At 70.2% G+C, this 12,948-nt stretch carries 10 protein-coding genes; 3 read left to right on the plus strand and 7 right to left on the minus strand.

Annotation, left to right across the window (positions count from 1 at the left end; translation table 11 throughout):
• Positions 1-6: 6 nt before the first annotated feature.
• Entirely contained in the window at positions 7-1,470 is a 1,464-nt protein-coding gene (locus EXU32_RS09590; RefSeq protein ID WP_130629702.1) for an NAD-dependent succinate-semialdehyde dehydrogenase, read from the minus strand.
• A 111-nt stretch (positions 1,471-1,581) separates the two neighbouring features.
• On the opposite strand from EXU32_RS09590, the gene EXU32_RS09595 reads away from it, so the two are divergent.
• The 3 genes from EXU32_RS09595 to EXU32_RS09605 all read left to right on the plus strand — a co-directional run bounded on the left by EXU32_RS09595 (position 1,582) and on the right by EXU32_RS09605 (position 5,828).
• Entirely contained in the window at positions 1,582-3,783 is a 2,202-nt protein-coding gene (locus tag EXU32_RS09595; RefSeq protein ID WP_347400271.1) for a DUF6421 family protein, read from the plus strand.
• Positions 3,780-4,865 carry a threonine aldolase family protein gene (locus EXU32_RS09600; RefSeq protein ID WP_130629703.1) on the plus strand — a complete coding sequence of 362 codons (1,086 nt, stop codon included), beginning with the start codon at positions 3,780-3,782 and terminating at the stop codon, positions 4,863-4,865. The genes EXU32_RS09595 and EXU32_RS09600 overlap by 4 nt, the downstream gene beginning before the upstream one ends.
• Before the next feature lie 69 nt (positions 4,866-4,934).
• Positions 4,935-5,828 (plus strand): phosphatase PAP2 family protein, encoded by an 894-nt coding sequence (locus tag EXU32_RS09605; protein WP_130629704.1) that lies wholly within the window; start codon positions 4,935-4,937, stop codon positions 5,826-5,828.
• Between the two features lie 34 nt (positions 5,829-5,862).
• Here the strand turns inward: EXU32_RS09605 and EXU32_RS09610 are convergent, their stop codons facing one another.
• From EXU32_RS09610 to EXU32_RS09635, 6 genes are all read right to left on the minus strand, one after another.
• Positions 5,863-7,170, minus strand: a complete 1,308-nt coding sequence (locus EXU32_RS09610) for a saccharopine dehydrogenase family protein (RefSeq protein WP_130629705.1) — start codon at positions 7,168-7,170, stop codon at positions 5,863-5,865.
• 14 nt (positions 7,171-7,184) lie between these two features.
• Positions 7,185-8,000: an ABC transporter permease gene (locus EXU32_RS09615; RefSeq protein ID WP_130629706.1), complete on the minus strand. Its 816-nt coding sequence runs from the start codon at positions 7,998-8,000 to the stop codon at positions 7,185-7,187.
• On the minus strand, positions 8,001-8,909 hold the full coding sequence (locus EXU32_RS09620; RefSeq protein WP_130629707.1) for an ABC transporter permease: 909 nt from the start codon (positions 8,907-8,909) through the stop codon (positions 8,001-8,003).
• Positions 8,906-10,081, minus strand: a complete 1,176-nt coding sequence (locus tag EXU32_RS09625) for an ABC transporter ATP-binding protein (RefSeq protein ID WP_130629708.1) — start codon at positions 10,079-10,081, stop codon at positions 8,906-8,908. Before EXU32_RS09625 ends, EXU32_RS09620 begins: the two co-directional genes overlap by 4 nt.
• Positions 10,081-11,337 carry an ABC transporter substrate-binding protein gene (locus EXU32_RS09630; protein ID WP_130629709.1) on the minus strand — a complete coding sequence of 419 codons (1,257 nt, stop codon included), beginning with the start codon at positions 11,335-11,337 and terminating at the stop codon, positions 10,081-10,083. Before EXU32_RS09630 ends, EXU32_RS09625 begins: the two co-directional genes overlap by 1 nt.
• An 83-nt stretch (positions 11,338-11,420) precedes the next feature.
• Positions 11,421-12,866 carry a gamma-aminobutyraldehyde dehydrogenase gene (locus tag EXU32_RS09635; RefSeq protein WP_130629710.1) on the minus strand — a complete coding sequence of 482 codons (1,446 nt, stop codon included), beginning with the start codon at positions 12,864-12,866 and terminating at the stop codon, positions 11,421-11,423.
• Positions 12,867-12,948 lie beyond the last annotated feature (82 nt).

Here is a 12,948-nt window from a genome sequence, read left to right on the forward strand (position 1 = left end):
GCCACGTCAGAGCGCCAGACCGACGTACTTGGTCTCGAGGTACTCCTCGATGCCCTCGAAGCCCCCTTCGCGGCCGAAGCCGGAGTGCTTGACCCCGCCGAAGGGAGCCGACGGGTTGGACACGATGCCCTGGTTGATGCCGACCATGCCGAACTCGAGCGCCTCGGCGACCTTGATGACACGGCTCGTGCGTTCCGTAAACACGTAGGCGACGAGGCCGTACTCCGTGGAGTTGGCCAGGGCGATCGCCTCCTCCTCGGTGCGGAAGGTCGTGATCGGCGCGACCGGACCGAAGATCTCCTGGGTGAGCACCCTAGCGCTCGCCGGCACGTCGGTGAGGACGGTCGGCGGGTAGAACCAGCCCTTGCCGGAGGGCACCTCGCCCCCGACGAGTGCGGTGGCGCCCTGGGCGATCGCGTCGTCGACGAGCTCGGCGACACCGGCGCGCGCCTTCTCCGTGATGAGCGGGCCGACGTCGACCCCCTTCGTCGTCCCCTTGCCCATGCTCAGCGCACCCATGCGGTCGGCGAGCGCCGCGGCGAAGTCGGCTGCGATCGACTCGTGGACGATGAACCGGTTGGCAGCCGTGCACGCCTCACCGATGTTGCGCATCTTGGCGAGCATCGCGCCCTCGACGGCGCGCTCGAGGTCCGCGTCCTCGAAGACGACGAAGGGGGCATTGCCTCCGAGCTCCATCGACGTGCGCAGCAGCTGCTCGGAGGACTGCTCGACGAGCTTCTTGCCCACGGGCGTGGAGCCGGTGAAGGTCAGCTTGCGCAGGCGCGGGTCGCGGATGATCGGCTCGCTGACCTCGCCGGAGGAGGTCGTCGGCACGATGTTGAGGACGCCGGCGGGCAGACCGACCTCCTCCAGGAGCCGACCGAGGGCCAGCATCGTCAACGGCGTCTCGTGGGCCGGCTTGACCACGGTGGTGCAACCGGCTGCGATGGCCGGACCGATCTTGCGGGTGCCCATGGCAAGCGGGAAGTTCCACGGGGTGATGGCGAAGACGGGGCCGACGGGCTGCTTCATCGTCATCAGCCGGGTGCCGCCCGACGGGGCGACGGCGTAGCGGCCGTGGATGCGCACCGCCTCCTCGGCGAACCAGCGGAAGAACTCGGCGCCGTAGGTGACCTCGCCGCGCGACTCCGCGAGCGGCTTGCCCATCTCGAGCGTCATCAGCATGGCGAAGGTGTCGGCCCGCTCGGTGAGCAGCTCGAAGGCGGAGCGCAGGATCTCCGAGCGCACCCGCGGGTCGGTCGCGGCCCACTCGGCCTGTGCCGCAACAGCGGCGTCGAGGGCGGCCTTGCCGTCGGCGACGGTGGCGTCGGCGACCTCCACGAGGGTCTTGCCGGTGGCGGGGTCGCTCACGGCGAAGGTGGCCCCCTCGCCGGCGTCGCGCCATTCACCGCCGATGAGGAGCTGGGTGGGGGCGTACTCGAGGGCTGACTTCTGGGTGACGGATGCCATGGGCCCTACGGTACGAGGAAGTGGCCCTCACGGCACAGCCTCTGCGCCCAATCGTCGAACTGGCGTAGATCCTTCGGTTTTGAGACGATATTGACGTTGAACTTCCCGCACATGCCTCCGGAGACCGTCATGACCGCCAACGCCCCCTTCGCCCGGGTCCTCCTCGACCAGGCCCACAGCAGCGCCTGGTCGCTCGATGCCGACCTCGCCGCGCGGATGAACCCGGCCAACCCCGGCGACGCGAGCCTGGCCCGGGCCGCCGCGGTCCTGCGCGAGCGCGGCACGCAGGTGCTGGCCCACACCGACGGTGAGCTGACCCCCGCGGCCCTCGACGGCGCCGACGTCCTCGTCATCGCCCACCCCGCAGCGGCCTCCAGCGAGCGCGTCGCCGGCGACCTGCCGCCCGTCCTCTCCTCCGCCGAGATCGCGGCGGTCACCGACCATGTGGCGAAGGGGGGCGGTCTCGTCGTCCTCGCCGAGTGCGACCACGACGCCCACGGCAACAACCTGGGCGACCTGCTCGCTCCCTTCGGTCTGGGCATCGTCTCCACCCTCGTGCACGAGCGCGCCGACGGCGGCCGCCGCCATCTCGGCAACGCGACCTGGGTCCTCGGCGAGACGGGCACCGGTCCCGGGCAGGGCGTCATGGCCGGCATCGGCGAGGTCTGCTTCTACCGTGCCGGCACCATCGACGTCTCCGGGGCGAAGGGGGCCCGCGTCCTGGTCCGCAGCTCCGCCACCGCCCACCCGGCCGGCCAGCCGCTCGCCGTCACCGTCGAGCACGGGCAGGGGCGCGTGGTCGTCCTCGCCGACTCCGACCTCGTCGGCGACGACTCGATCGGCGAGCTGGACCACGAGGAGCTGTGGGTCAACCTCGTGACGTGGGCGGGCAACGGCTCACGGGCACTCGAGACCGAGACCCCGGCTACCGACGGTGTCGTCGACGCGAGCAGCGTTGTCGCAGCTGACGATCCCGCGTGGCTCGCCCTCAAGGCGGCCGTCGAGGAGCTGCGCCTGCTGCAGACCACGGACGGTTCGCTGCGTGATGACGCCGACCGCGAGCGCGCCACCGCCCTCGTCGCCACGATGACCACGCGGATCGCCGAGCTGGCGCCGCACTTCCCGCACGACGCCGACTACCTGGCGGCGCTGCCGCTGGACCTGCAGCGCTGGGTCGACGGTGGGTTCGGCGTGCCCGACTTCCTCGACTCGCTCCTCGCCTTCCGCCCCGACCGGCACCGGGTCGACGGCACCCAGCACCTCGTCGTCTTCCCGATGTACACGCAGAACGGCAACCTCGACCGCGTCTTCGAGGCCGTCCTCCTCGACGTCATGTGGCCGCAGTGGCTCGCCGACGTCGAGGCCCGCTACGACAACCCGATGTTCCTGCCGGTGCGCTTCATCGACCTCACCCCCGGCTACGACACCAACTCGGCCGTCCTCTTCCCCGAGACGGTCGCCGTGCGTGAGGTGCCGAAGTTCAGCTGGGGCGCGATCTTCTGCGACCGCGAGGCCGCCCGCTTCCGTCGCGTGACCGCCGCGTCGGCCGAGGTCCTCGGGCTCGACCTGCCCCCTGAGGGCGAGCGGCTGGTCGCCTCCCAGGAGGTCGCGCAGGCGACCTTCGCCATGTGGGATCTCATCCACGACCGGACGCACAGCCACGGGGACCTTCCCTTCGATCCCTTCATGATCAAGCAGCGGATGCCCTTCTGGATGTACGCCCTCGAGGAGCTGCGCTGCGATCTCAACACCTTCCGGCAGGGCGTGACGCTGGCCGAGGCGGGCCACCCCTACGCCCGGGCCGTGCAGCTGGCGATCCTCTTCGACCGCCTCTTCCGCTTCCCCGTCACCGGCGACCGGGTGCGCAACTACGACGGCCTCGGCGGACAGCTGCTCTTCGCGTGGCTGCACAAGCACGGCGTGCTGCGTTGGACCGACAACACGCTGACCTTCGACTGGGCGCAGGTCCCGGCCGTGGTCGTCGCCCTGTCCGACGAGGTCGAGACCCTCTACCGCGACGGCATCGACCGCTCTCGGGTCGGCCACTGGATGGCCGCGCACCGCTTCATCGCCGGCTACGTCGCGCCGCACCCGGCGTCGGCATGGGCGAAGGGGGCCGAGCACCTCCCCCTCGACGGCCCGCCCAAGGGACTCACCGACCTCGTCCAGCCCGACGAGTTCCCGCTCAACGTCTTCTACGAGGCGCTGCGGGGGAAGCTGGCGCCGGTCATCGAGTCCACCCGCGGCATCACGGGCACGCGCGACCCCCGCGCCGACGAGGCCGCCCGCGACGCTGAGAAGATGTCCGCGTGACCGACACGACCGCCGAGACCGGCACCTCCTCCCCCTTCGCCCCCCTCCACGACCCGTCGACCCGGGGCTTCGCCAGCGACAACTACGCCGGCATCCACCCCGAGGTCCTCGCGGCGATCGTCGCGGCCAACGGCGGTCACCAGGTCGCCTACGGCGAGGACGTCTACACCGCGCGCCTGACCGAGGTACTCGGTGACGTCTTCGGCACGGCTGTCGAGGTCTTCCCGGTCTTCAACGGCACCGGCGCCAATGTCTTGGCGCTGCAGGCCTGCACGTCGCGGTGGGCGTCCGTGCTCACGACCAGCAGCGCCCACATCCACGTCGACGAGGCGGCCGCCCCCGAGCGGGTCGGCGGCTTCAAGGTCAATGTCATCGACACCCCGGACGGCAAGCTGACCCCGGAGCTCATCCGCGCCTACCCGGCCCGGGTCGAGGACGAGCACTTCGCCCAGGTGGGCGTCGTCTCGATCACCAACTCCACCGAGGTCGGCACCGTCTACACGCCGGCCGAGATCCGCGCCATCGCCGACCTCGTCCACGAGCTCGGCTGGGTCCTGCACCTCGACGGCTCCCGCCTGTCCAACGCCGCGGCCGCGCTCGGTGTCGGGCTGCGTGAGCTGACCACCGACGTCGGCGTCGACATCCTCTCCCTCGGTGGGACCAAGGGCGGGGCCATGCTGGCCGAGGCCGTCGTCGTCCTGTCGCCCGAGCGGGTCCACGGGACGACCTTCCTGCGCAAGCAGTCGATGCAGCTGGCCAGCAAGATGCGCTTCGTCTCGTCGCAGCTGCTCGCGCTCTTCGAGGGCGACCTGTGGCGGCGCAACGCCGAGCACGCCAACGCGATGGCCCGCCGCCTGGCTGATGGCGTCGCCGGCGTCGAGGGTCTCCTCCTGCCCAACGAGGTCGAGGCCAATGCCGTCTTCCCGATCCTGCCGCGCGAGTCCAGCGAGCGGCTCATGGAGAGCTTCCGCTTCTACTTCTGGGACGAGACGACCGGTCAGGTGCGGTGGATGTGCGCCTGGGACACGACCGAGGGCGACGTCGACCGCTTCGTCGAGGCGGTCCGTGCCGAGCTGGGCTGACCCTGTGCCATTGCTCACAATCGGCGGTTTGCGCAGGAAGTTCCCAGACTGATCCTCTACACCTGAAGTGTGGCCCGCCTTCCTCGACTGACCAGCGCACCGGTACTCGCCGGTGCGCTCGTCGTCCTCACGATGCTGGCGGCCGGCCCCCTTCGCCCCTACGACCAGATGTTCCAGGGCTACTGGGCCAAGCGCTACACCCCCGACTGGTGGCTCTTCCTCGACACGGTGCCCAATGCCATCGCCGGGCAGGCCGTCTGCCTGCCCATCCTCGCGGCCGTCGCGATCTTCATCGCCTGGCGGCACCGCACGTGGCACCCGCTGGCGGTCGTCGTGGCCGCCGAGATCGGGTTCTACGCAGGCATCGGCGGCCTCAAGGTGCTGCTCGGCCGCACCGCGCCCGCGGTCGGTGAGGGCAGCTTCCTGGAGGGCGGCCTCTTCTCCTACGGCTGGTACGGGATGGCTTACCCCTCCGGTCACACGGCCGAGGCGGTGCTCATCTACGGCGCCGCGGCCTACCTGCTGCTGTACTACACCGGTCCCGACACGCGCCTGCGCCGTCGGCTGACCTGGCTCGTGGCCCTCATCGCGCTCAACGCGATCGTCGTCGCCTTCTACCTCGGGTACCACTGGCCGTCCGACCTCGTCGCCGGGCTCCTCGCCGGCGGCCTGGTGCTGCGGTGCATCGTCAACGTCGACCGTGCCATCGCCCGACGCGGCCTGCCCTTTGGGTGGAGCTATCGCCTGCCGCAGCGCTCGAGCGCCGAGCCGGAGCCCGCCCGCGACACCCACCGTCCCCAGCCGCTGCCGGTCCCCGCCGCGATCTGGCTGCGGACCCACCCCTTCGACCTGCCGAAGCCGGCCGTGACCAACCTCCAGCCGCTCGCGGCCGACTGGTCGACCCTCGTGCCCGGCCAGCCAGCTCCCGCCTCCCCCGAGCGCAAGGTGCTCACCCCCCGCTGACCCGCCTGCATTGCCATGGGGCAATGCACGGTCTTCAGGGTCGAGCGGTTGCGGCACTGCGGTTGGGGGCGGCCGGGTCGCGCTCCTCCATCGCCCACGGCGAGCCGTACCCCTGCGGCGCGGGCGCCGCCAGCAGCTCGAGGAAGGGCCTGGCGTCGAAGGCCTCCGGCCCCTTGGCCCCCGTGCCCGACCAGACCCCCGTGGCCAGCAGCTCCAGGGCGACCACGGGGTTGAGGGCCGTCTGCCACACCACGGCCTGGGCGTCGTAGTCGCGCATCGAGGCCTCGTTGTCGGCCACGTGGTAGAGGTAGACCGCCCGGAGAGCGCCGTCCTTGGTCCCCGTGACGAGGACCCCGGCGCAGGTCCTGCCCGTCATCCGCGGACCGATCGTCCCGGGGTCGGGCAGCACGGCCGCGACCACGTCGCGCGGGCTGACCCGCACGCCCTTGACGTCCACCGGCTCGGTCGAGTCCAGGCCGAGCTCGTGCAGCATCCGCAGCATCGCGATCATCTGCTCCCCGAGGCCGTACTTGAAGGTCACCCGCCCCGCGTCGAGCCACCGCGGCATGAGGAGCACCTCCTCGTGCTCGACGTGGACGCACTCCACGGGGCCGATCCCCTCGGGGAAGTCGAAGATCTCCGGCTCGGCGAAGGGCGGCATCGTCGCGAAGCCCGCCTCGACGTCACCGCCGGCCCGCTCGCGCTCCCAGACGACCGGCGGGTTGAGGCACTCCTCGATGATGGTCCACATCGAAAAGCCGGGTGCGAAGACCTCGTTGCCGTCCTCGTCGCGCACGACGAGGTTGGCCCCGTCACGCGTGCCGAGCTCGTCGATGTCGTCGAAGAGCTCGTCGGCCGCGTACCTGGCGAAGACGTCGGACAGCCCCGGCTCCACGCCGATGCCCAGCAGGGCCAGCCGTCCAGCAGCCTCCCACTCCCCTGCCTTCGCCAGCTGCCGGTCGCCCAGCTTGGTGCCGGGCAGCTCGTGCGGTCGCTCGGGGTGCGGGGTCGACAGCGACATGGCCATGTCGAGGTAGTCGGCGCCCGCGGCGAGGGCCCCGTCGTAGATCGGCATGACGAATCTCGGGTCGACCGCGTTGAAGACGTGCGTCGCCCCGTGCTCGAGGGCCAGCGCGGTGACGGCCGCGCTGTCGGAGGCGTCGACCCGGGCCGCGACGAAGGGAGAGGGTCCCTCCCTTCGTGCCGTCGCCGCGGCGACCGTCGCCTCGGCCCGCTCCAGGTCGTGGTCGGCCACCACCCACAGCTCGTGGAAGTCCCGCTCCGCCGCGATCTTGGCGGCCGCGTCACCGACCCCGCCGGCACCGATCATGAGTACGCGCATCCGAGTCTCCTGACTCACTTCGACGTCCGGCTGCTCACCACGCGCTGACCGACCACGACGAGCAGGACGGCGATGACGAAGAGCGAGAAGCCGATGACATTGGCCTGCGCGGGGATGCCGCGCAGGTAGCTGACGTAGACGAACTTGGGGAAGGTGCTCGTGTCGCCCGACACGAAGTTGGTGATGATGAAGTCGTCGAAGCTCAGCGAGAAGGCGAGCATCGCCGCGCCGACGATGCCGGGCAGTACGAGCGGCAGGGTCACCCGCCAGAAGGTGCCACCGGGACCGGCGTAGAGGTCCTGGGCGGCCTCCTCCATGCGCGGGTCGAGGCTCTGCAGCCGGGCCCGCACGGTCACGACGACGAAGCTGAGGCAGAACATGATGTGCGCGATGACGATCGTCCAGAAGCCCAGCTGCAGGCCCACGCGGGAGAAGCCCTGCACGAAGATCGTCAGCAGGCTCGCGCCGAGCACGATCTCCGGGGTGGCCATCGGGACGAAGACGAGGACATTGCCGGTGGCCTTGCCGCGGAAGCGGTGCCGGACCATGGCGAAGGCGATCATCGTGCCGAGCACCGTCGCGACCAGGGTGGCGATCAGCCCCACCTGCAGCGAGGTCGCGAGCGAGTCGCAGATGCCGGGAGCACCGCACGGGTTCTTCCAGTGCTTGATCGTCGGGCCGGCGTTGGAGTTCCACGTGATGTTGGACTTGCGGTAGTCGTTGAAGCTGAAGACGAAGGTGTAGAGCACCGGCAGGAAGAGGTAGAAGAGCACGAGGAGGGCGGCGATCATCGCGAAGCGGTCGCCGATCCAGCGGGTCACGGCGCGCACCTAGACCAGCTCCTCGGTGCCGAAGCGGCGCACGTAGAAGAAGACCAGCACGAGGATCAGCGCCATGAGGGTGAAGCTGAGCGCCGCCGCCGTGTCGTAGCCACCGGGCACCTTGAAGAACTGGCTCTCGATGACATTGCCCACCATCTTGGTGCTGCGGTCGGAGCCGAGGAGCTCGGCGTTGACGTAGTCACCGGACGCGGGGATGAAGGTCAGCAGCGTCCCCGCGAGCACGCCCGGCATCGACATCGGCAGGGTCACCCGGGCGAAGGTCGTCAGGCCGTTGGCGTACAGGTCCCCGCCCGCCTCGAGCACCCGGGGATCGGCCCGCTCGAGCGAGGCGTAGATCGGCAGCACCATGAAGGGCAGGAAGTTGTAGGTCAGGCCGGCGACGACCGCGACCCAGGTCTCGGTGATCCGCCCGCCGGGCAGCAGGTGCAGCGTGCTCAGCACATTGGCCACCACCCCGTCGTCGGCGAGGATCTGCCGCCAGGCGATCGTGCGCAGGATGAAGGAGGTGAAGAAGGGGGCGATGACGCAGATGAGCATCACCGAGCGCCACCGGCCGGCCTTGAAGGCCATGGCGTAGGCGAGCGGGTAGGCCAGCACGAAGGCGAAGAAGGTCGCCAGCGCCCCGAAGAGCAGCGACCGCAGCAGGTGCGGCCAGAACTCCACGAGCGCGTCGACGTAGTTGCCGAGGTTGAGGTCGCGGTAGTAGTAGCCGGGGTACCCCGGGAAGTCGCTCTGCAGGGAGACGGTGAAGAGCTGGACGACCGGCACGACGAAGAAGACGACGAGCCACAGGAGGCCGGGCAGCAGGAGCAGGTGGGCCAGCCGCTGCGAGCGGCGGGCCTCGATGACGTCGGGATCCACCCCCTTCCGCTCGGTGGTCGTGACCGCGGTGGTCACGACGACGCCCCGGCGGTGGCGATGAAGGCCTTGCCGTCGGCGCCCTCGGGCAGGTCCTGCGCCGACACGACGAAGGCGTGCGCGGGGTTCCACGACAGCCACACCTCGTCACCGGGACGGGTGGCCCGCGGCTCGACGTCGAGGTTCTGCTCGTAGACCGACCACTGGCCGCCGGAGGGCACGGTCACGAGGTACTGCGTCGCGACCCCGGTGAAGGAGACGTCGACCACGCTGGCCCGCACGTCGTTGCCGGCGGTGTCGGGGCGAAGGGTGTGCAGCCGCACCTTCTCGGGACGGACGCCGAAGAGCACCCGCCCCTCGGTGACCGCCGCACGGGCCCGCGGCACCCGCACGCTCGTGCCGGCGGCATCGGCCACGAGGTGCTCGCCGTCGCTGCCGGTGATCGTCGCAGGGACGAGGTTGGACTGGCCCACGAAGCCGGCGACGAAGGCCGTGCCCGGCAGGTCGTAGAGCTCCTCGGGCGCACCCATCTGCTCGATGTGCCCGCCGTTCATCACCGCGACCGTGTCGGCCATCGTCATGGCCTCCTCCTGGTCGTGGGTGACGTGGATGAAGGTCAGGCCGACCTCGGTCTGGATCCGCTTGAGCTCGACCTGCATCTGACGGCGCAGCTTCAGGTCGAGGGCGCCGAGCGGCTCGTCGAGGAGGAGGACCTCGGGCCGGTTGACCAGGGCCCGGGCCAACGCCACCCGCTGCTGCTGCCCTCCGGAGAGCTGGGCCGGTCGGCGCCCCGCCAGGTGACCCATCTGGACCAGCTCGAGGGCGTCGTCCGCGAGCTGGCCCGCGTCCGAGAGCCCACGCCTCCTGGGTCCGAAGGCGACGTTGTCGGCGATGCTCAGGTGGGGGAAGAGCGCATAGCTCTGGAAGACGGTGTTGACCGGCCGCTCGTAGGGGCGCGATCCGGTCAGGTTGGCGTCACCGATGAGCACCCTTCCGCTGGAAGGCTGCTCGAGTCCTGCGACCATCCGCAGCGTCGTCGTCTTGCCGCACCCCGAGGGGCCGAGCAGGGCGAAGAAGGACCCGCGGGGCACCCGCAGGTCGAGCTCGTCGACGGCCGTGAAGTCGCCGAAGGTCTTGGTCACCGACTCCAGGACCAGGTCCCCCTTCGCCTCTCGGACAGCACCGGATGACGTGCGCGAGAAGATGCCCATCAGTTGCCCACCGCCTTCGCCCACAGGGCGCTGTAGTCCGCGTCCTCCTGGGCCGACAACGCCCTGAAGCCGACGATGTCGTTGTCCGCGATGTAGTCCTCGCCGGGGAAGATGAAGGGCGACTCGGCCAGCTCGGGGTCGATCTTCTCCATCTCCTCGCGGGCACCCTCGACCGGGCAGATGTAGTTGACCCACGCGGCGACCTCGGCGGCCACCTTGGGGTCGTAGTAGTGGTTCATCAGCTGCTGCGCGTTGCGCCGGTGGTGGCTGGTGATCGGCACCATGAGGTTGTCGCTCCAGAGCATCCCGCCGGACTCCGGAATGACGAACTCCCAGTCCTCGTCCTCGGTCTCCGCGCGCAGGATGAAGAGGTCGCCGCTCCAGACGATGCCCGCCACGGCATTGCCGCTCTTGAGGTCGTTGAGGTAGCTGTTGCCCTTGATCCGGCGGATGTAGCCGTCGGTGAGCCGCTTGTCGACCTCACCGATCGCCGCCTCGAACTGCTGCTGGGTGAAGTCGCCGGAGGGGTCGACGCCCTGGCCCTGCATGATCAGGCCGAGGGTGTCGCGGAACTCGCTGAGCACCGAGATACGGCCCTTGAGGTCGTCGGCCCACAGGTCCTCGAGCGACTTCAGCTCCCGGCCGACCTTCTTCTTGTGGTAGCCGATGCCCGCGAAGCCGGACTGCCAGGTGAGCGAGTGCTGGCGCCCGGGGTCGAAGGTGACCTCCTTGAGCGGCGCGAGCAGGCGGCTGACGTTGGGCATCTGGATCAGCTCCAGCGGCTGGCACAGGCCCTCGCGGATGATCCGGTTGGCCATCCAGTCGGTGAAGGTGAAGATGTCGCGGTTGATGTCCTGCTTGGCCCGCAGCTGCGGCGCGATCTTGTTGAAGTAGGTGTCGTTGTCGTCGATGTCCTCGGTGTAGGTCACGGCCAGCCCGGACTCCTTCTCGAAGGCCTCGAGGGTCGGGTACCGCTTGCCCGCGTCGTCCATGTCGAGGTAGGCGGTCCAGTTGGCCCACCGCACCGTCTTCTCCGTGTCGGAGAGGTCCTGCGGCAGCTCGAGCGCGGCCGCCCCACCGCTGGGTGGTGGCGGTGGGGCGCACCCTGCGAGCGCCGCCGTGCCCAGCCCGAGCGCGGCGAGGCCGAGGGCGTCGCGACGGCTCGGGCCGTGGCCCCACCGGGAGCGCGCCGAGGAGCGCGCGGCCCGGATCAGCGCGGCGGTTTCGGGATCGGCTGGCGGCCGAAAGCGGTCCATGAGGACCTCGCTCTCGTGAGGAGGGGCGAAGGGGGTGACGCCTGTGGTGCGCGAGGGTGCGCGCGTGCGGTGGCCCGGGAGGGTCAGCTGTCGATGTTGGCCATGACGTGCTTGATGCGGGTGTAGTCCTCGAAGCCGTACATGGACAGGTCCTTGCCGTAGCCGGACTTCTTGAAGCCGCCGTGCGGCATCTCGGCGACGAGCGGGATGTGGGTGTTGATCCACACGCAGCCGAAGTCGAGGCGCTTGCTCATGCGCATCGCCCGCCCGAAGTCCTTGGTCCACACCGAGGAGGCGAGGCCGTACTCGACGCCGTTGGCCCAGGTGAGCGCCTCCTCCTCGTCGGTGAAGCGCTGCACGGTGATGACCGGGCCGAAGATCTCGTCCTGGATGGCCTCGTCGTCCTGGCGCAGGCCGGAGACGACGGTCGGGGCGTAGAAGAAGCCGTCACCCATGGCCGTGAGCCGCTCGCCACCCTGCGCGAGCGTGGCGTGGTCGGGCAGGCGGTCGATGAAGCCGGCGACCTTGGCCAGCTGGTCGCGGTTGTTGACCGGACCGAGCAGCGCCTCGTCGTCGTCGGGCATGCCGACCTTCGCGTTGTCGCGGGCGTACTCGGCGAGCGCCGCGACGAAGTCGTCGTGGATGCCGGGGGCCGCGAGGACACGGGTGGCCGCGGTGCAGTCCTGGCCGGCGTTGAAGTAGCCGGCGGTCGCGATCCCCTCGACGGCCGCCTCGATGTCGGCATCGTCGAAGACGACGACGGGGGCCTTGCCACCGAGCTCGAGGTGCGCGCGCTTGAGGTTCTTGGCCGCGGAGGCGGCCACCTCGACGCCGGCGCGCACCGAGCCGGTGATCGCGACGAGCGCCGGGGTGTCGTGCTCGACGAGCATGCGGCCGGTGTCGCGGTCACCGGTGATGACGTTGAAGGTGCCGGCCGGCAGGAACTCGCTGGCGATCTCGGCCATGAGCAGCGTGGTCTCGGGCGTGGTGTCGCTGGGCTTGAGGACGATCGAGTTGCCGGCCGCCAGGGCCGGCCCGATCTTCCACGCGGCCATCATCATCGGGTAGTTCCACGGGGTCACCTGACCGACGACGCCGATCGGCTCGCGGCGCACCCAGCTCGTGTGGCCCTTCATGTACTCCGCGGAGGCGCGCCCTTCGAGCACGCGCGCGGCGCCGGCGAAGAAGCGCAGCTGGTCGCACATCACCGGGACCTCCTCGGAGGCGGTGAGGGCGTGCGGCTTGCCGGTGTTCTCCCCTTCGATCCGGATGAGGTCCTCGGCACGGGCCTCGAGGGCGTCGGCGAACTTGAGCATCGCGTGCTGTCGCTCCCCCGGCGTCGTCTCGCCCCACTCCGCGAAGCCGGTCTCGGCGCTCCGGTACGCCGCGTCGACGTCCTCCTGGAGGGAGATCGGCGCCTTCGCCACGACCTTGCCGGTCGACGGGTTGACCAGCTCGATGCTCGCGTCGCTCGTGGCGTCGACGTACTCGCCGCCGATGAAGTTGCGCAGGGTCCGTGGCTGGGTCACGTGAGGGGTCCTTCCGATCGGGAATGTGACCCCGACCATAGTCGGCCGATGGCGATATCGACAGCCCCGACGCGGAGAACAT

The sequence above is a fragment of the Janibacter limosus genome (genome assembly GCF_004295485.1).
Lineage (GTDB): Bacteria > Actinomycetota > Actinomycetes > Actinomycetales > Dermatophilaceae > Janibacter > Janibacter limosus_A.

Bases quoted from the DNA above. Each gene is read 5' to 3' on its own strand.
- EXU32_RS09595 (WP_347400271.1), top strand. From the start codon at position 1,582: ATGCCTCCGGAGACCGTCATGACCGCCAACGCCCCCTTCGCCCGGGTC.
- EXU32_RS09630 (WP_130629709.1), bottom strand. From the start codon at position 11,337: ATGGACCGCTTTCGGCCGCCAGCCGATCCCGAAACCGCCGCGCTGATC.
- EXU32_RS09590 (WP_130629702.1), bottom strand. From the start codon at position 1,470: ATGGCATCCGTCACCCAGAAGTCAGCCCTCGAGTACGCCCCCACCCAG.
- EXU32_RS09610 (WP_130629705.1), bottom strand. From the start codon at position 7,170: ATGCGCGTACTCATGATCGGTGCCGGCGGGGTCGGTGACGCGGCCGCC.
- EXU32_RS09625 (WP_130629708.1), bottom strand. From the start codon at position 10,081: ATGGGCATCTTCTCGCGCACGTCATCCGGTGCTGTCCGAGAGGCGAAG.